The organism is Pseudomonas sp. BF-R-26, assembly GCF_019947395.1.
GTDB lineage: Bacteria > Pseudomonadota > Gammaproteobacteria > Pseudomonadales > Pseudomonadaceae > Aquipseudomonas > Aquipseudomonas farris.
In genome coordinates, this window is sequence record NZ_JAGYGK010000011.1 from 38,121 (window position 1) to 55,242 (window position 17,122).

18 protein-coding genes and 1 tRNA gene are annotated in these 17,122 nt (G+C 57.2%); 10 read left to right on the forward strand and 9 right to left on the reverse strand.

From position 1 onward, the window contains the following. Complete coding sequence (locus KGB18_RS17600; RefSeq protein ID WP_223570296.1) at window positions 1-1,245, forward strand: hypothetical protein; 1,245 nt, start codon at window positions 1-3, stop codon at window positions 1,243-1,245. Here the strand turns inward: KGB18_RS17600 and arsN2 are convergent. Beyond that, window positions 1,213-1,713: an arsenic resistance N-acetyltransferase ArsN2 gene (arsN2, locus tag KGB18_RS17605; RefSeq protein WP_123719525.1), complete on the reverse strand. Its 501-nt coding sequence runs from the start codon at window positions 1,711-1,713 to the stop codon at window positions 1,213-1,215. The genes KGB18_RS17600 and arsN2 overlap by 33 nt on opposite strands. Window positions 1,714-1,894: 181 nt before the next feature. On the opposite strand from arsN2, the gene KGB18_RS17610 reads away from it, so the two are divergent. The 4 genes from KGB18_RS17610 to arsH are packed head-to-tail and all read left to right on the forward strand — an operon-like array spanning window position 1,895 to window position 4,787. After that, window positions 1,895-2,251: a metalloregulator ArsR/SmtB family transcription factor gene (locus KGB18_RS17610; RefSeq protein WP_038978877.1), complete on the forward strand. Its 357-nt coding sequence runs from the start codon at window positions 1,895-1,897 to the stop codon at window positions 2,249-2,251. Between the two features lie 30 nt (window positions 2,252-2,281). Beyond that, window positions 2,282-3,565 (forward strand): arsenic transporter, encoded by a 1,284-nt coding sequence (locus KGB18_RS17615; protein WP_123719524.1) that lies wholly within the window; start codon window positions 2,282-2,284, stop codon window positions 3,563-3,565. Between the two features lie 14 nt (window positions 3,566-3,579). Then, window positions 3,580-4,050, forward strand: coding sequence for an arsenate reductase ArsC (locus KGB18_RS17620; RefSeq protein ID WP_223570297.1), 471 nt, complete (start codon window positions 3,580-3,582; stop codon window positions 4,048-4,050). A gap of 23 nt (window positions 4,051-4,073) precedes the next feature. Next, entirely contained in the window at window positions 4,074-4,787 is a 714-nt protein-coding gene (arsH, locus tag KGB18_RS17625) for an arsenical resistance protein ArsH (RefSeq protein ID WP_223570298.1), read from the forward strand. Window positions 4,788-5,141: 354 nt separating this feature from the next. Here arsH and ychF read toward each other — a convergent pair whose 3' ends face one another. The 8 genes from ychF to KGB18_RS17670 form a co-directional block, all read right to left on the reverse strand. Beyond that, complete coding sequence (ychF, locus tag KGB18_RS17635) at window positions 5,142-6,242, reverse strand: redox-regulated ATPase YchF (RefSeq protein WP_008011955.1); 1,101 nt, start codon at window positions 6,240-6,242, stop codon at window positions 5,142-5,144. A 22-nt stretch (window positions 6,243-6,264) separates the two neighbouring features. Beyond that, the gene (pth, locus tag KGB18_RS17640; RefSeq protein WP_007905795.1) at window positions 6,265-6,849 is read right to left on the reverse strand and encodes an aminoacyl-tRNA hydrolase; all 585 of its coding nucleotides are present in this window, start codon (window positions 6,847-6,849) and stop codon (window positions 6,265-6,267) included. 169 nt (window positions 6,850-7,018) lie between these two features. Next, complete coding sequence (locus KGB18_RS17645) at window positions 7,019-7,621, reverse strand: 50S ribosomal protein L25/general stress protein Ctc (protein ID WP_123719521.1); 603 nt, start codon at window positions 7,619-7,621, stop codon at window positions 7,019-7,021. A 143-nt stretch (window positions 7,622-7,764) separates the two neighbouring features. Then, window positions 7,765-8,706, reverse strand: a complete 942-nt coding sequence (locus KGB18_RS17650) for a ribose-phosphate pyrophosphokinase (protein ID WP_003171603.1) — start codon at window positions 8,704-8,706, stop codon at window positions 7,765-7,767. 46 nt (window positions 8,707-8,752) lie between these two features. Continuing rightward, window positions 8,753-8,827 (reverse strand) — tRNA-Gln (locus KGB18_RS17655). Between the two features lie 37 nt (window positions 8,828-8,864). Further along, window positions 8,865-9,716, reverse strand: coding sequence for a 4-(cytidine 5'-diphospho)-2-C-methyl-D-erythritol kinase (ispE, locus tag KGB18_RS17660; RefSeq protein ID WP_123359251.1), 852 nt, complete (start codon window positions 9,714-9,716; stop codon window positions 8,865-8,867). 2 nt (window positions 9,717-9,718) lie between these two features. Next, window positions 9,719-10,336 (reverse strand): lipoprotein insertase outer membrane protein LolB, encoded by a 618-nt coding sequence (gene lolB, locus KGB18_RS17665; RefSeq protein ID WP_123719520.1) that lies wholly within the window; start codon window positions 10,334-10,336, stop codon window positions 9,719-9,721. 3 nt (window positions 10,337-10,339) lie between these two features. Further along, complete coding sequence (locus KGB18_RS17670) at window positions 10,340-12,064, reverse strand: tetratricopeptide repeat protein (protein ID WP_223570299.1); 1,725 nt, start codon at window positions 12,062-12,064, stop codon at window positions 10,340-10,342. A gap of 235 nt (window positions 12,065-12,299) precedes the next feature. On the opposite strand from KGB18_RS17670, the gene hemA reads away from it, so the two are divergent. The 5 genes from hemA to murI are packed head-to-tail and all read left to right on the forward strand — an operon-like array spanning window position 12,300 to window position 17,032. Further along, complete coding sequence (hemA, locus tag KGB18_RS17675; protein WP_123359227.1) at window positions 12,300-13,589, forward strand: glutamyl-tRNA reductase; 1,290 nt, start codon at window positions 12,300-12,302, stop codon at window positions 13,587-13,589. Then, the gene (gene prfA / locus KGB18_RS17680; protein ID WP_123359226.1) at window positions 13,586-14,668 is read left to right on the forward strand and encodes a peptide chain release factor 1; all 1,083 of its coding nucleotides are present in this window, start codon (window positions 13,586-13,588) and stop codon (window positions 14,666-14,668) included. The genes hemA and prfA overlap by 4 nt, the downstream gene beginning before the upstream one ends. Next, entirely contained in the window at window positions 14,669-15,499 is an 831-nt protein-coding gene (prmC, locus tag KGB18_RS17685; RefSeq protein WP_123719518.1) for a peptide chain release factor N(5)-glutamine methyltransferase, read from the forward strand. Next, complete coding sequence (locus KGB18_RS17690; RefSeq protein WP_123719517.1) at window positions 15,493-16,248, forward strand: molybdopterin-synthase adenylyltransferase MoeB; 756 nt, start codon at window positions 15,493-15,495, stop codon at window positions 16,246-16,248. The genes prmC and KGB18_RS17690 overlap by 7 nt, the downstream gene beginning before the upstream one ends. Next, window positions 16,241-17,032 (forward strand): glutamate racemase, encoded by a 792-nt coding sequence (gene murI, locus KGB18_RS17695; RefSeq protein WP_123719516.1) that lies wholly within the window; start codon window positions 16,241-16,243, stop codon window positions 17,030-17,032. The genes KGB18_RS17690 and murI overlap by 8 nt, the downstream gene beginning before the upstream one ends. Window positions 17,033-17,122: the final 90 nt, after the last annotated feature.

Consider the following 17,122-nt stretch of genomic DNA (forward strand, 5'->3'; position numbering starts at 1 on the left):
ATGAGCGGGTCCTTTTTGCCCTGGTGGCGGGCCGGTGTTGTCGCGCCCCTGATTCTCTCCGCGAGTGCTTTTGCCAGCGCTCCGGAAGTGACAGGTGAGGTCGCTTCAGGCGTGTGGTCATCCAACCGCATGTTGGATGACAAACACGCGGTGTCCTCCAATCGTGCCAAGCTCAAACTGGATTGGCAGGCGTCCGAAAGCCTGCAGTTGAACAGTGAGGTTTGGGCACTATCATCGCCGGAGCGTCTGGATGAGAAGCGTGAAGACGCAGGAGTCAATGAGCTGTATGTGAAAAGCAGCGAGACGGTGTGTGCGCCTGCCTTGGGCAAAAAGCTGGTGATGTGGGGGCGTGCTGATGGGATCAATCCCACCGATCAGATTTCACCGAGCAACTACCGAAGGTTGACCCCTGAAACTACTGATCAGCGCACGGGAAACTGGGGACTGCATCTGGACTGTGAGGTGGGCGCGGGAAAGCTGCAGATGCATGTATTGGATCGATTCCAATTTAATGATGTGCCGCTGGAGAAGACACCTGGTGTTGTCTTCAGGGAGCAAGATCCGGATGTGCGCCCTACAGTTGCGGTGAAGTATGACGTGCTGGGCTCTGATGCTGATTGGTCGGTGAGTGTCATAGACGGCCATGACTTGTTTCCGACCTTTGCAGTACGAAGTGCCACGCCTGAAGGCATCACGCTCGGTCAGCACGCTACTCGCATGCGCATGATCGGTAGCGACTTCACAATAGTCCGAGGGGAAATGGCCTATAGGGGGGAAATTGCTTGGGTGGATTTTGAGCAGTCATCGGATCCTGCTGTTGCCCGTCGACAGCCCTATACCTCAGCAATTGGTGGTGCTGAGTGGTATATCGGTGACCGCGAGACTGTTTCGTTGCAGGGCTTTTGGCGGCACTTGAGGTCAGTTTCGAGTCTGTCGAACGACCCGTTGTTTGCTCAGGTACAAGCGGCACAGGCGCTGATCAGCAATGAGCTCGACCGTGATCAGTATGGGGTTACGCTCAGGTATGCCAAGCCACTGTTCGACTCAAAAGCCGACCTTGATCTCTTTGCCGTTTGGACTGAGCCTCGCAACGACTGGATGCTGCGAGGAAGACTCAAATACGCATTAACGGATTCGTGGCGGGTGAGCACGGGATTCGACATCTTCAGAGGGCCCCAAGATTCCTTCCTTGGTCATTTGAGAACCAACTCATTAACGTTCGTTGAGGCAAGTTACATCTGGTGATACAGAGGCAGCAGCGCCAGTAGAGTCTAGTTTTTTCACCATGTAGACCGCTGAAGCAGGGCACAGCGCTGTGAACTCCGCCGAACTGGATATCGCTTCCGGTGCTTGGGATCGCTCCCTGCGTTCATACCCTCGAGTTTGGAAAAAGTCTTCCGCCGAGTTTGTCAGAAGGTGAAGGTGCAGGGCTCCATCGGCCGCTGCTATACGCTCAAGTACTTGTAGCAGCAATGTTCCTGCACCGACCTGCCTTTGAGCCGGAACAATGACCAGTGAGCGCAACAGTCGGTCGGGACCGTTTCCTTCAATTCCACCGTAGCCCAGCGTCGTATCTCCATGATGGAAGGAATAGAACATTCGATTGGACTGCAGCAGGTCTTGGGTTGGTAGTCCCGCCGAGTTCAGCTGAATCGCCAAACCGTCGATTTGGTCGACATCAAGTAGTCGAACAGAGATATCTGACTCGTTCATGGGGGGCTCTGAAGAGGGACTGATTGGCGCTCAGTATAGGCCCGAGTTGAGGTTTGGCTTGATAAGCCGCAGAGGCAGTCTGATATGAATATGTGCTTTACCGTATATGTTGTTTTTCGTATATTCGGTTTCCCAGATATTTTGGCCGCCACGCTAGTGAGCGTCCCCACCAAGAGGTCACATGCAGGAAACCTTGACGCCCCCCGCCGTTTTCAAGTGTTTGGCTGACGAAACTCGAGCTCGCATGACCTTGCTGATTGCAAGAGAGGGTGAGCTCTGCGTCTGCGAGCTCACCTGCGCACTCGATCAAAGCCAGCCGAAAATTTCCCGTCATCTCGCTCAGCTGCGAGAAGCCGGAATCTTGATGGATCGTCGTCAGGGACAGTGGGTGTATTACCGCCTGCACCCATCCTTGCCTGAGTGGGTTGGAACGATGCTGAACAGCGCCGTTGATGCTAATCAGGACTGGTTGAACACAGATGCCATGCGTCTCGCCGAGATGGGGGGAAGACCCCAAAACACGGCCGCTTGTGTCTGACCTCCCTTTTTTGCTGATTGAGTTGTGCTCATGTTGATCGCGTTTTTGATTTTTCTTGTGACGATAGTTCTCGTTATCTGGCAACCCAAGGGGCTTGGTGTAGGTTGGAGCGCAGCACTGGGGGCATTAGTGGCACTGCTGACTGGTGTGGTTAGCTTGTCTGATATTCCTGTGGTTTGGCAGATCGTGTGGAACGCCACTGGCACGTTTATCGCCGTCATCATCATTAGCTTGTTGCTGGACGAGGCGGGTTTTTTTGAATGGGCTGCTTTGCATGTGGCTCGGTGGGGCGCTGGTAGCAGTCGCAAACTGTTCGCCTTCATCATTTTGCTTGGGGCGGCCGTATCCGCATTGTTCGCCAATGATGGTGCGGCCTTGATCCTTACCCCTATCGTCATTGCGATGCTGCTGGCGTTGCGTTTTTCACCGGCGGCGACACTGGCATTCGTCATGGCTGCTGGTTTTATCGCCGACACCGCAAGCTTGCCTCTCGTAGTGTCCAATCTGGTCAACATCGTTTCAGCCGATTATTTCAACATCGGCTTCAGTGAGTACGCGTCGATCATGGTGCCGGTGAACCTGGTCAGCATTGCTGCCACTTTGGCCATGCTGCTGTGGTTCTTCCATAAGGACCTACCGCGCACCTATGACCTCGATCAACTCAAGGCACCCGAAGCTGCCATCCGCGACAGGGCTACCTTTATTGCTGGAGGGTGGGTACTCGGGCTTTTGTTGGTTGGCTTCTTCGTTATCGAGCCATTGGGCGTGCCAATCAGTGCCATTGCCGCAGTCTGCGCGCTGATCCTCTACCTGATCGCCGCGCGCGGACATGTCATCTCGACACGTAAGGTACTCAAGGAGGCGCCCTGGCAGGTCGTAGTGTTCTCGCTTGGCATGTACCTGGTGATCTACGGCTTACGTAACGCCGGCCTCACAGATTATCTATCGCAGATCCTGAATGTGTTTGCTGGCTATGGCATATGGGGCGCTTCCCTGGGTACGGGGTTACTCGCCGCAGGCCTGTCTTCTGTTATGAACAACATGCCCACCGTCCTGGTGGGGGCGCTATCGATACACTCCGCTGAGGCCACTGGTGTCGTTCGACAAGCCATGATTTACGCCAACATCATCGGCTGTGACCTGGGGCCAAAAATAACCCCGATCGGTAGCTTGGCCACCTTGCTATGGCTGCATGTGTTGGCCCGCAAGAGCATCGTTATTACCTGGGGCTACTACTTCCGCACTGGCATCGTCCTGACACTGCCCATTCTGCTTGCCACCCTGGCCGCTTTGGCAATCCGCCTGAGCTTCTGAACCGGAGAAATTTAATGAAAGTCTTGTTCATGTGCACCCACAACAGCTGCCGCAGCATATTGTCTGAAGCACTGTTCAATCACTTGGCGCCCGAGGTAATGGAAGCTGTGAGCTCGGGAAGTTTTCCAAGTGGCAAAGTCAATGCTCAAGCGTTGAAGACACTGGAAGCTGCCGGCATTCCTACCGAAGGCCTATCAAGCAAGGCTTCGGATGCATTTGAAAATTCGCCACCGGACATCGTCATTACAGTTTGTGATCGTGCGGCAGGCGAGGCTTGCCCGATTTTTTTCGGCCCTTCTCTCAAAGCTCATTGGGGCTTGGCTGATCCATCCGTCGCGACCGGTAGCGAAGCGGAGATCGAAGCCGCGTTCCAAGCGACGCTAGCCAAGATCGAGGAACGGGTTCGCGCATTCATAGCTCTGCCTGTAAGGCAAATGGGTGTGGATGACCTCAAAGCAGTGCTCGACCGCATCGGTACTCTCTAACCATTGGATCTAAGGAGATTGGAATGAACGACGTCTTGCCAAACATCCAGCCAGAGCTGGTCGATCTACCCTCGCTGGAGCAACTTCAGCCAAAGGAACCATCTGCTCACAAGCCGCGGATTCTGCTGCTCTACGGGTCTACCCGCGAACGTTCCTTCAGCCGGTTGATGGTGCAGGAGGCTTCTCGCCTGCTGGAACAATTCGGCGCCGAAACCCGAATCTTCGATCCATCGGGTTTGCCGTTACCGGACGATGCGCCGGACTCCCATGAGAAGGTCCGCGAGCTTCGTGAGCTTATGCAGTGGTCCGAGGGGCAGGTTTGGTGCTCCCCAGAACGTCATGGCTCTATGAGCGCGGTGTTCAAAGCACAAATTGACTGGGTACCGCTGGCGATGGGAGCTGTCCGTCCCACCCAAGGCAAGACATTGGCAGTACTGCAGGTCTGTGGTGGTTCGCAATCTTTCAACGTGGTGAACCAACTCCGGGTGCTGGGCCGCTGGATGCGTATGTTCACCATCCCCAACCAATCCTCGGTACCAAAGGCATTTCTGGAGTTTGACGACGCAGGTCGGATGAAACCGTCCTCCTATTACGACCGATTGGTTGATGTGATGGAGGAGCTGATGAAGTTCACGTTGCTTCTGCGAGATAGTCAAGACTACTTGGTTGATCGGTACTCCGAACGCAAGGAGTCGGCCGAGGCGCTTTCAAAGCGGGTCAACCAGCGTGCCATTTGAAGTCATCAGTATGTCGCACCCGTATTCGATGAAATTGTTACCGCACAAAGGCGGTGAGCTTCGCCACGCTTTTGAGCCTCTAGGTGTAGCCCCTTTTCGTCGGTGAGCTTGTAGGGCTTGTCCTTGGGCTTTGCGGTGCGGCATTGAGTATCGGTGAGCATGGGCTGATCTCCGAATTTCCATCGTACCCGGTTTTTAAAACCGGCTTCAGGCGTCATACCCGGTAGCGTACCCATCAACAACCCAGATCACAATGGAGGAGGATGGTGATCCCAAGACGCAAAAATCCCCGTATCAGCGAGTGATTACGGGGATTTTCAGTCTATCGAGTTCCGTGTAAATCCACGGTCATCGTTAGACGTTGAAGCGGAAGTGCATCACGTCGCCGTCTTTAACGATGTAGTCCTTGCCTTCCAGGCGCCATTTACCGGCTTCTTTGGTGCCGGCTTCGCCCTTGTACTGAATGAAGTCGTCGTAGGCAATAACTTCGGCGCGGATGAAGCCTTTTTCGAAGTCGGTGTGGATCACACCAGCGGCTTGTGGTGCGGTGGCACCGACGCGGACGGTCCAGGCGCGGACTTCTTCGACACCGGCGGTGAAGTAGGTCTGCAGATGCAGCATCTCGTAGCCGGCACGAATCACGCGGTTCAGGCCAGGCTCTTCGAGGCCCAGGGCTTCGAGGAACATGTCTTTCTCTTCACCGTCTTCCAGCTCGGCGATTTCGGCTTCGATCTTGTTGCAGACCGGAACCACCATGGCGCCTTCTTCTTCGGCGATGGCTTTGACGATGTCCAGCAGCGGATTGTTCTCGAAACCGTCTTCAGCGACGTTGGCGATGTACATGACCGGCTTGGTGGTCAGCAGGTGGAAGCCACGAATCACCGCTTTGTCGTCGGCGCCCATGTTCTTCATCAGCGTGCGCGCTGGCTTGCCGAGGGTGAAGTGAGCGATCAGTTGCTCCAGCAGGCCTTTCTGGACCACGGCGTCCTTGTCGCCACCCTTGGCGTTGCGGGCGACTTTCTGCAGTTGCTTCTCGCAGCTGTCGAGGTCGGCGAAGATCAGTTCCAGGTCGATAATCTCGATGTCGCGTTTCGGGTCGACGCTGTTGGAGACGTGAATCACGTTCTCGTCTTCGAAGCAGCGGACCACGTGAGCGATAGCATCGGTCTCGCGGATGTTGGCGAGGAATTTGTTGCCCAGGCCTTCACCTTTCGAGGCGCCGGCAACCAGGCCAGCAATATCGACGAACTCCATGGTGGTCGGCAGGATGCGCTTTGGATTGACGATGGCTGCCAGGGCTTCCAGACGCGGATCCGGCATCGGCACGATACCGGTGTTCGGCTCGATGGTGCAGAAGGGGAAGTTCTCGGCCGCGATCCCGGATTTGGTCAGGGCGTTGAATAGGGTGGACTTGCCGACGTTAGGCAGGCCGACGATGCCGCAATTGAATCCCATGGTGTATTCCCCGAGGAGTGAGTCAGGCCTTCTGGCTGTGCAGGTTTTTCATCGCGCGGTTCCATTCACCGGCGAGGATATCCGGCAGCACGCCGAGGGCAAAGTCGATGCTGGCATCGAGTTTTTCCTGTTCGGCGCGTGGCGCACGACCCAGGACGAAATTTGAAACCATACTGGCAACGCCCGGGTGGCCAATGCCAAGCCGCAAGCGGTGAAAGGTATTCTGATTGCCCAGTTGCGCGATGATGTCGCGCAACCCGTTGTGACCGCCATGGCCGCCGCCCTGTTTGAGCTTGGCAACGCCCGGAGGCAGATCGAGTTCGTCATGCGCCACCAGGATTTCTTCAGGCTTGATGCGGAAGAAGCCGGCAAGTGCCGCGACGGCCTGGCCGCTGCGGTTCATGTAGGTGGTGGGAATCAGCAGACGAACATCCTGACCCTGATGCGAATAGCGTCCGGTCAGGCCGAAATATTTGCGATCGGCCACAAGGTTGACACCCTGTGCGTGCGCGATGCGCTCAACAAAAAGGGCCCCTGCGTTATGCCGGGTCTGTTCGTATTCAGCGCCTGGATTTCCCAGGCCAACGATCAGTTTAATGGCAGTCACGATAGGGGCCCTTCCTTGAAGTGGTGGATAACATCGCCGCCATCAGGGCGTGCGGCGAAAGTGGACGACAAGTGCTCATTTACCATTATGTAAACTCCGCGTTCTCGCCCGCTTTCTCGCTACGCTCTAGTCCGCGATGTTTCCGGTCACTCCGGCGAACAGAGTGAAATTACTCTGCTGCGCCTTCTTCAGTAGCTTCTGGAGCAACACGTGGAGCGTGGACGTTGGCAACAGCCTTGTCATCGCCGTGTGCCAGAGCAACAAACTCAACGCCTTTAGGGGCTTTGAGGTCGGACAGGTGAATGATCGAACCGACTTCGGCGTTAGCCAGGTCGACTTCGATGAATTCAGGCAGGTCTTTTGGCAGGCAGGTCACTTCGATTTCAGCAACAACGTGCGAAACTTCGCCGCCTTTCTTGATCGGAGCTTCTTCACCAACAAAGTGTACAGGCACGATAGCGGTCAGTTTCTGGCCAGCTACAACGCGTACGAAGTCAGCGTGCAACACGTGGCCTTTGGCCGGGTGACGCTGCAGAGCTTTGATGATTACGTTTTGCTTGGTGCCGCCAACGTTCAGCTCGATGATGTGGCTGTAAGCCGCTTCGTTTTCGAGCAGTTTGGCAACTTCTTTAGCCAGCATGCTGATGGATTCAGGGGCTTTGTCGCCACCGTAAACTACAGCTGGAACCAGGCTTGCGAGACGACGCAGGCGGCGGCTCGCACCTTTCCCCAGGTCGGAACGCACTTCAGCATTCAGAGTAAAATCGTTCATGTTGTATCTCCAAAATAACCACATTCGCCCCAGCGTTTGCGACCAGCGCTTAAAGGCGATATGGGCAAAAAAGCCCCGCCCCGACAGGAATGCCGGGGCGGGGCGCTTTTCGTCAACGAGATGTAATGAGAAGGGCAGGGCCCTTAACGGAACATCGCGCTGATCGATTCTTCGTTGCTGATGCGGCGAACCGCCTCGGCAACTACCGGTGCGATATCCAGTTGACGGATACGTGCACAGGCTTGTGCTGCAGCGGACAGCGGGATGGTGTTTGTTACCACCAACTCGTCCAGCACGGAATTTTCAATGTTTTCGATCGCCCGACCCGACAGCACAGGGTGCGTGCAGTAGGCGAAAACCTTGGCAGCGCCATGCTCTTTCAGGGCCTTGGCCGCGTGGCACAGAGTGCCGGCGGTATCGACCATGTCGTCGACCAGAATACAGGTACGCCCTTCGACATCACCGATGATATGCATCACTTCAGAGTGATTGGCTTTCTCACGGCGTTTGTCGATGATCCCGAGATCCACGCCCAGGGATTTGGCAACAGCCCGTGCACGCACGACGCCACCAATGTCCGGGGACACGATCATCAGGTTTTCGAAGCGCTGATCTTCAATGTCATCCACCAGTACCGGGGAGCCGTAGATGTTATCTACCGGAATATCGAAGAAGCCCTGAATCTGGTCAGCATGCAGATCAACCGTGAGAACACGGTCGATGCCGACTACGGTAAGCATGTCAGCAACGACTTTCGCGCTGATAGCCACACGTGCGGAACGCGGACGGCGATCCTGACGGGCATAACCAAAGTAAGGAATAACAGCAGTGATACGAGTAGCCGAGGAGCGGCGGAAGGCATCAGCCATCACTACCAGTTCCATCAGGTTATCGTTGGTCGGAGCGCAAGTCGGCTGAATAATGAAAACGTCTTTACCGCGAACGTTTTCATTGATCTCGGCAGTAATTTCGCCGTCGGAGAACTTACCGACAGAGATGTCACCGAGAGGGATATGCAGCTGACGTACAACACGCCGAGCCAGATCGGGGTTAGCGTTCCCCGTAAAGACCATCATCTTGGACACGCGCAGTACCTGAAGGCTGAGGGTAACCTGGATGAGTATAGGAAAATGGCAGGGGCGGCTGGATTCGAACCAACGCATGGCAGGATCAAAACCTGCTGCCTTACCGCTTGGCGACGCCCCTGTATCTGTTGCAACGAGTACCCAGTACTCGATTCCTTTTAGAGCAGACTTTGCAGCTTGCGATGCAACATCGAAATGTTGCTTCCTTTTGCTACAAACCCTGTAAGGGTCTCTGTCAGAAGGGCCGAGACTTTATCAGCTTCAGCTTTGCTTGGGAAGCCCCCAAACACACAACTTCCAGTTCCGGTGAGTTTTGCTTCGGTAAATTTACCTAACAAATTCAATGCGTTACGTACATCTGGATAACGCCTTGCTACCACCGGCAAGCAGTCATTTCGACTGTTTCCCTTGGGAACGGGGCGCACTTTAATGGGAGGAGTGTTACGTGTCAACAGTGGATCTGAAAAAATTTCTGCTGTACTTACAGATACTTGCGGCACCAGCACGAGATACCACGGTTCTTCGGGCTCTACAGGGGTGAGTTTCTCCCCCACACCCTCGGCGAAAGCCGCGTGTCCACGCACGAAAACCGGGACGTCGGCGCCAAGCGTAAGGCCCAGCGCAGCCAGCCGATCCTCATCCCAACCCAGTTGCCAAAGATGATTGAGGCCCAGCAATGTGGTCGCCGCATTCGAACTGCCGCCACCGATTCCACCGCCCATGGGCAGGATTTTTTCGATCCAGATGTCGATACCCAGTGAGCAACCGGATTGTTCCTGAAGCTTTTTTGCGGCTTTGACGATCAGGTTGCTGTCGTGAGGGACGTCGGCGAATTCGGTGTGCAGCCGAATCACGCCATCGTCGCGAACGGCAAAGGTGATTTCATCGCCGTAATCGAGGAACTGAAAAATCGTCTGCAACTCGTGGTAACCGTCTTCACGGCGGCCGAGGATGTGCAGCATCAGGTTGAGCTTGGCGGGCGAGGGCAGTGTCAGGCGTGGCGCAGTCATGTTCACTGCCCCAGTTTGCGTGGCTGCCATTCCTTGATCACCAGCGTGACATCAAGGTCGGTGCCGTGCAGTTTGATCCGGTCGGGCAGCCAGTAGCCGTTTTGCTCGGCATAACTCAGGTACTCAACCTTCCAGCCATCCTGTTCGAGATTGGCCAGGCGGCTGTCGGCGTCGAGGGTCAGGCGACTTTTGCTGTCCGGGGCCGGGAGCCCGCGAACCCACCATGCCAAATGCGATACCGGCAATTTCCAGCCCAGTTGTTCTTCAACCAGGGCTTCTGGGGTCTGAGCGTCATAGCGGCCCTGATTGGCCACTTCCAGCGAGACTTTGCCCGGGCGACCGGTCAAGCGGGCTGCACCACGACCCAGCGGGCCGGAGAGGCGGATGTCGTAGTAATCCTGGCGTTGCAGCCAGAACAACGTGCCGCTACCCGAATCTTTTGGTGCGCGGATGCCGATTTTGCCGTTGATCTGCCAGCCGTCGAGGCCAGTCAGTTGCTGTTTGTGCTCGCGCCATTGGGCCTTGTTGCCTTGACCCTGGACCGATTCGCGGGCAACGAAGCCCGCGCAACCGGCGAGCAGGGCGATGAAGCTGAAAACGATGATGTGGCGCAAAAACATAACTTAAAGAGTCTCTGATCCGGTCAGGCGCTTGATGGTGCCGCGCAGGGTAGGGCTGTCGGGCTGTTCCTTGAGGAACTTGCTCCAGATTTGCTTGGCTTCGCGTTGTTTGCCGTTGGCCCACAGGACTTCGCCCAGGTGAGCGGCGACTTCCTGATCGGGGAAGCGCTCCAGCGCCTGGCGCAAATACCGCTCGGCTTCATCGAGGTTACCCAGGCGGAAATTGACCCATCCGAGGCTGTCGAGGACTGCCGGGTCTTCCGGGTTGATCTGGTGCGCCTGTTCGATCAAGGCCTTGGCTTCGGTGTAGCGCGTGGTGCGGTCGGACAAGGTGTAGCCGAGAGCGTTCAACGCCATTGCATTGTTCGGGTCACGCTTGATGATCAATCGCAGATCTTTTTCCATCTGCGCCAGGTCATTGCGTTTTTCTGCCAGCATGGCCCGGGTATACAGCAGATTCAGATCGTCGGGGTATTGCTGCAGCGCTTGCTGCAAGACTTTCCAGGCCTTGTCGCCCTGTTTGTTGGCAGACAAGGTTTCGGCTTCGATCAGATACAACTGGATCGCGTAATCGGGTTGCTCGCCGCGCTCGGCTGCCAGACGGCTTTGGGCTTCGGCGGTCTTGCCGTTGCTCATCAGAATATCGGCCTGACGCAATTGCGCCGGCAGGTAATCGTTGCCCGCCCCGACCTGAGCGTATTCGATCAATGCGCCCTGCGGGTCGTTACGCTCTTCAGCAATGCGCCCCAGGTTCAGGTGTGCCGAGTCGACATGGCTTTCCCGAGCGATCAAATCTTCCAGATAACCTTTGGCCTCGTCCCACGCCTTGGCTTCCAGGCAGACCAGGGCCAGGGAGTAACGCAGTTCGTCGTCTTCGGGGTATTGCTGCACCAGGCTCGAGAACTCGGCCTTGGCATCTTCCATGCGGTCCTGCTCAACCAGCATGCGCGCATAGGTCAGGCGCAGGCGTTTGTCGTCCGGGTATTTCTTGATGCTTTTTTGCAGCAGCGGCAGGGCTTCATCACCACGGTTGAGCCCTTGCAGCAGGCGCGCGCGCAGCAGGATCGGCGCTATTTCGCCCTCTTCCGGCGGGTTGTCTTCGAGCAGGGTCAGGGCACCTTTGGTATCGCCGTCCTGTTGCATCAGCAAGGCCTTGCCGAAAATCAGCTGGTTGTTGTGCGGATGGCGCTGCAACAAGCGGTCAAAACCTTTCATCAGGCCGTTGCGCGTGTCCTGGTCGGTATCGGCCGCGGACAGGGCGAGGAAGTCGAAATGCGTGTCGCCTTTGCCTTGCAGGACTTTCTCCATATAGACCATGGAGTCGTCATAACGCCCTGCGCGGGCAAGTTGCACGGCAGCCGCCCGTTGCGCCTCGAGATCGTCCGGGGCGTTTTTCGCCCAGACCAGTGCGGTGTCGAGGGCAGCCTGATCGGCACCCAGATACTCGGCAATGCGAAATGCCCGCTCGGAGATGCCCGGATCCTGGGTATTGATGGCCTGGGTCACGTAGTTGTCCAGGGCAATGTCGTAACGATTGCGCTGGCCAGCCAGTTCGGCGCTCAACAGGCTGAAGACGGTTTCTTCACTGAACGAGCTGTAAACCTTGGGCTTTTCAGGAACCGGAGTGCTGTCTTCGACCGGCGGCGTACCGTCCGACGAAACGGGTGCCAAGGCCTGGCAGCCGCTGAGGAAGACAAAAGCGAGGAGCAACGCGGAAGATCTATTCATATAGGAAAAGGACGACTAACCTGCGGTCGGATCATCATGACACAAGCCTTCAGCCAAACATAACCGCCCGGCCAATTTACCCGCGCGGGCAATCCCCGCAGGCCCGGCGCCCTTGTAAACGAGAACGGATCGCAGCCTTTGGCAGTTCTTACAGGAGCGATAGATATCGAGTGGTTGTTCTGGCTCTGTCGAAGTAGGACAATTGTCGGCTTCACGTCACCATCAGCGACCTTGAATGGCCTTCCTTGCACTCGGTATTAACCACAAGACTGCTTCAGTAGACGTCCGCGAGCGCGTGGCCTTTACCCCTGAGCAGCTGGTTGAGGCCTTGCAGCAGCTCTGCCGACTCACCGACAGCCGCGAAGCTGCGATCCTCTCCACCTGCAATCGCAGTGAACTGTATATAGAACAGGATCACCTTTCGGCTGACATCATATTGCGCTGGCTGGCCGATTATCATCATTTGAGCCTCGATGAGCTGCGCGCGAGCGCTTATGTGCACGAAGATGATGCGGCAGTTCGTCACATGATGCGGGTTGCCTCCGGGCTCGATTCGCTGGTGTTGGGTGAGCCGCAGATTCTCGGTCAGATGAAATCGGCCTACGCTGTCGCTCGCGAGGCCGGCACCATCGGTCCGCTGCTCGGAAGGTTGTTCCAGGCCACGTTCAATGCGGCCAAACAGGTGCGGACCGACACCGCCATCGGCGAAAACCCGGTATCCGTGGCGTTTGCCGCGGTCAGCCTGGCGAAACAGATTTTCAGTGATTTGCAACGCAGCCAGGCTTTGTTGATTGGCGCCGGCGAGACCATCACCCTGGTCGCCCGCCATCTGCATGAGCTGGGTGTGAAGCGAATCGTGGTCGCCAACCGCACCCTGGAGCGCGCGAGCATTCTGGCCGAACAGTTCGGCGCCCACGCAGTGCTGCTCTCAGACATCCCGGCAGAACTGGTGCGCAGCGACATCGTCATCAGTTCCACCGCCAGCCAGTTGCCGATTCTCGGTAAAGGCGCGGTTGAAAGTGCCTTGAAATTGCGCAAGCACAAGCCGATTTTCATGGTGGATATCGCCGTCCCTCGGGATATCGAACCGGAAGTCGGCGAGTTGGACGACGTATACCTATATAGCGTCGACGATCTCCACGAAGTGGTCGCCGAAAACCTCAAGAGCCGTCAGGGCGCAGCCCAGGCCGCCGAAGAGATGGTGTCGATCGGTGCCGAAGATTTCATGGTTCGCCTGCGCGAACTGGCGGCGGTGGATGTGCTCAAGGCCTATCGTCAACAAAGCGAACGCATGCGCGACGAAGAATTGCAGAAAGCCCAGCGCATGCTCGCCAATGGCAGCAGCGCCGAAGACGTGCTGGTGCAACTGGCCCGCGGCCTGACCAACAAACTCTTGCATGCTCCGAGCGTGCAATTGAAAAAGCTCTCTGCCGAAGGCCGCCTCGATGCGCTGGCCATGGCCCAGGAACTCTTTGCCCTCGGTGAGGGCTCATCGGATAGCTTTTCGGATAAAAAACCGCAATGAAAGCGTCACTGCTCAATAAGCTGGACATCCTCCAGGACCGTTTCGAGGAATTGACCGCCCTGCTTGGCGACGGCGAGGTCATTTCCGATCAAAACAAGTTCCGCACCTATTCCAAGGAATACGCGGAAGTCGAGCCGATCGTTGGCACCTATAAACAGCTGCTTAAAGTGCAGGGCGACCTCGAAGGGGCTCAGGCGCTGCTCAAGGACAGCGACCCGGACATGCGCGAAATGGCCGTGGAAGAAGTCCGCGAAGCCAAAGAGCAACTGATCGAAATCGAAGCTCAACTGCAACGCATGCTGCTGCCCAAAGATCCCAACGACGGGCGCAACGTATTCCTCGAGATCCGTGCCGGCACCGGCGGTGACGAAGCCGCGATTTTCTCCGGCGATCTGTTCCGCATGTATTCGCGTTACGCCGAGCGGCGTGGCTGGCGGGTAGAGATTCTCTCGGAGAACGAAGGTGAACACGGCGGCTATAAAGAAGTCATTGCCCGGGTCGAAGGCGAGAACGTTTACGGTAAGCTGAAGTTCGAGTCCGGTGCGCACCGTGTACAGCGGGTTCCGGCCACTGAATCCCAGGGCCGCATCCACACCTCGGCCTGCACCGTGGCCGTGTTGCCCGAGCCGGACGAGCAGGAAGCGATCGAGATCAATCCGGCGGATCTGCGGGTCGACACCTATCGCTCCTCCGGTGCCGGTGGTCAGCACGTCAACAAGACCGACTCGGCGATTCGTATCACGCACTTGCCGTCCGGCATTGTCGTCGAGTGCCAGGAAGAACGTTCCCAGCACAAGAACCGCGCCCGGGCGATGTCCTGGCTGTCGGCCAAGCTTAACGACCAACAGACCAGCGCCGCCGCGAACGCAATCGCTAGCGAGCGTAAGTTGCTGGTAGGTTCCGGTGACCGCTCCGAGCGTATTCGCACCTATAACTTTGCCCAAGGCCGGGTCACCGACCACCGGGTCAATCTGACGCTGTATTCGCTCGACGAAATTCTCGCCGGTGGCGTGGATGCGGTGATCGAACCGCTGCTGGCCGAATTCCAGGCCGACCAATTGGCAGCGATAGGTGAGTAAATGACGATCATTGCCAGTTTGTTGCGCGCCGCTGATTTGCCCGACTCGCCCACCGCGCGTCTGGATGCCGAATTGCTGCTGGCGGCTGCCTTGGGCAAGTCCCGCAGTTTTCTGCACACCTGGCCTGAACGTATCGTCCCGAGCGAAGCGGCACTGAAGTTTGCCGAGTACCTGCAGCGCCGCCGTAGCGGTGAGCCGGTGGCCTACATTCTGGGGCAGCAAGGCTTCTGGAAACTCGATCTGGAAGTCGCACCTCACACGCTGATTCCACGTCCCGACACCGAATTGCTGGTAGAGACCGCGCTGGAACTGTTGCCGGCCACACAGGCCTTGGTGCTCGATTTGGGCACCGGCAGTGGCGCCATCGCCCTGGCCCTGGCCAGCGAACGTCCGGCCTGGAAAGTCACCGCCGTGGATCGCGTGCTGGAAGCCGTGGCCCTGGCCGAGCGCAATCGCCAGCGGCTGCACCTGAACAACGCCACGGTGCTGAGTAGCCATTGGTTCAGCGCTTTGGAAGGCCAACGCTTTCAATTGATCATCAGCAATCCACCCTACATTGCTTCGACCGATCCGCATCTGGCGGAGGGCGACGTGCGCTTCGAGCCAGCCAGTGCCTTGGTGGCCGGCGTCGATGGGCTCGACGATTTGCGTCTGATCGTCGATCAGGCACCGGATCATCTTGAGGTGGGTGGCTGGTTGATGCTCGAACATGGTTACGATCAAGCCGAGGCCGTGCGCGATTTGCTGCTGACCCGCGGCTTTGAAGAGGTCCACAGCCGCACCGATCTGGGCGGTCACGAACGCATCAGTCTGGGGCGCTTGCCGTGCTGAATGATCAGGAATTACTGCGCTATAGCCGGCAGATTCTGCTGCAACACGTCGACATCGACGGTCAGTTACGGCTCAAAGAAAGCCGCGTGCTGATTGTCGGCCTCGGCGGTCTCGGATCACCGGTTGCGCTGTATCTGGCGGCGGCCGGTATCGGTGAGTTGCATCTGGCGGACTTCGACACGGTCGACCTGACCAATCTACAACGCCAGATCGTTCACGACACCGACAGCGTCGGCCTGAGCAAGGTCGATTCGGCGATCCGTCGCCTGACCGCGATCAATCCCGAGATTCAGCTGATTGCCCATCGCTCCGCCCTGGATGAAGATTCCCTGGCGGCAGCAGTTGCGGCGGTGGATCTGGTGCTGGACTGTTCCGATAATTTTTCCACCCGCGAAGCGGTCAACGCCGCGTGTGTGGCTGCGCGCAAACCGCTGGTCAGCGGCGCGGCGATTCGGCTGGAAGGGCAATTGTCGGTCTTCGACCCTCGTCGTCCGGAAAGCCCGTGCTACCACTGTTTATACGGGCACGGCAGCGAAGCCGAGCTGACCTGCAGCGAGGCCGGTGTACTCGGTCCGTTGGTGGGCCTGGTCGGTAGCCTGCAAGCCCTCGAAGCGCTGAAATTGCTGGTGGGGTTCGGTGAACCGCTGGTGGGGCGTTTGTTATTGATCGATGCCTTGGGCACTCGCTTCCGTGAATTGCGGGTCAAGCGTGATCCGGGTTGCAGCGTCTGCGGGTCAAGCCATGCGTGAAGCGCCGATTGGAGTGTTCGATTCCGGCGTCGGAGGGCTGTCGGTACTGGCCGAGATTCAGCAGTTGCTGCCCAACGAATCTCTGTTGTACCTCGGCGATTGCGGGAATATTCCCTACGGTGAGAAATCCCCGGCATTCATCAGTCAGCGTTGCAGTGTCATGGCGCAGTTCTTTCAGCAGCAGGGCGCCAAGGCGCTGGTGCTCGCTTGCAACACCGCGACCGTCGCGGGAGTTGCGGACTTGCGGCGCGATTTCCCCGAGTGGCCCATCGTCGGCATGGAGCCCGCGGTCAAACCGGCAGCAGCGGCGACGCGCAGCGGTGTAGTTGGCGTACTCGCCACCACCGGCACTTTACAGAGTGCCAAGTTCGCCGCCTTGCTCGACCGTTTCGCCGCCGATGTGCGAGTCATCACCCAGCCATGCCCAGGGTTGGTGGAGCTGATTGAAAATGGCGATTTGCACAGCGAGGCATTGCGTCAGTTGCTGCAAGGGTATGTCGATCCGCTGCTGGCTGCAGGTGCAGACACGATCATTCTTGGCTGCACGCATTATCCCTTTCTAAAGCCACTGCTTAAGCAGATGATCCCCCAGAACATCAGCCTGATCGATACCGGTGCCGCTGTGGCACGGCAGCTTCAACGATTGTTGGCCGAGCGTGAGTTGCTGGCCGAGGGACCTGCTCGCGCTGCCCGGTTCTGGACGAGTGCGGATCCGGAACATTTCAGGAATATCTTGCCGGTTTTATGGCATTCGACGGGTGTTGTGCAAAGCTTCGACTTGTAGATAAAAAAGAGATGACACGAATAATTGAGCTGAACTTCTGATCAAGCTTCAACTTCTATAGCTTTGTCTGTTGGGCAGCATAAAAACCAT

Excerpts from the sequence above, each read along its gene's own strand:
- ispE (WP_123359251.1), bottom strand. The coding sequence starts at position 9,716 with ATGACTGCGCCACGCCTGACACTGCCCTCGCCCGCCAAGCTCAACCTG.
- ychF (WP_008011955.1), bottom strand. The coding sequence starts at position 6,242 with ATGGGATTCAATTGCGGCATCGTCGGCCTGCCTAACGTCGGCAAGTCC.
- KGB18_RS17610 (WP_038978877.1), top strand. The coding sequence starts at position 1,895 with ATGCAGGAAACCTTGACGCCCCCCGCCGTTTTCAAGTGTTTGGCTGAC.
- hemA (WP_123359227.1), top strand. The coding sequence starts at position 12,300 with ATGGCCTTCCTTGCACTCGGTATTAACCACAAGACTGCTTCAGTAGAC.
- KGB18_RS17670 (WP_223570299.1), bottom strand. The coding sequence starts at position 12,064 with ATGAATAGATCTTCCGCGTTGCTCCTCGCTTTTGTCTTCCTCAGCGGC.
- KGB18_RS17600 (WP_223570296.1), top strand. The coding sequence starts at position 1 with ATGAGCGGGTCCTTTTTGCCCTGGTGGCGGGCCGGTGTTGTCGCGCCC.
- lolB (WP_123719520.1), bottom strand. The coding sequence starts at position 10,336 with ATGTTTTTGCGCCACATCATCGTTTTCAGCTTCATCGCCCTGCTCGCC.
- prfA (WP_123359226.1), top strand. The coding sequence starts at position 13,586 with ATGAAAGCGTCACTGCTCAATAAGCTGGACATCCTCCAGGACCGTTTC.
- KGB18_RS17615 (WP_123719524.1), top strand. The coding sequence starts at position 2,282 with ATGTTGATCGCGTTTTTGATTTTTCTTGTGACGATAGTTCTCGTTATC.
- arsH (WP_223570298.1), top strand. The coding sequence starts at position 4,074 with ATGAACGACGTCTTGCCAAACATCCAGCCAGAGCTGGTCGATCTACCC.
- KGB18_RS17645 (WP_123719521.1), bottom strand. The coding sequence starts at position 7,621 with ATGAACGATTTTACTCTGAATGCTGAAGTGCGTTCCGACCTGGGGAAA.
- prmC (WP_123719518.1), top strand. The coding sequence starts at position 14,669 with ATGACGATCATTGCCAGTTTGTTGCGCGCCGCTGATTTGCCCGACTCG.
- arsN2 (WP_123719525.1), bottom strand. The coding sequence starts at position 1,713 with ATGAACGAGTCAGATATCTCTGTTCGACTACTTGATGTCGACCAAATC.
- murI (WP_123719516.1), top strand. The coding sequence starts at position 16,241 with ATGCGTGAAGCGCCGATTGGAGTGTTCGATTCCGGCGTCGGAGGGCTG.
- KGB18_RS17620 (WP_223570297.1), top strand. The coding sequence starts at position 3,580 with ATGAAAGTCTTGTTCATGTGCACCCACAACAGCTGCCGCAGCATATTG.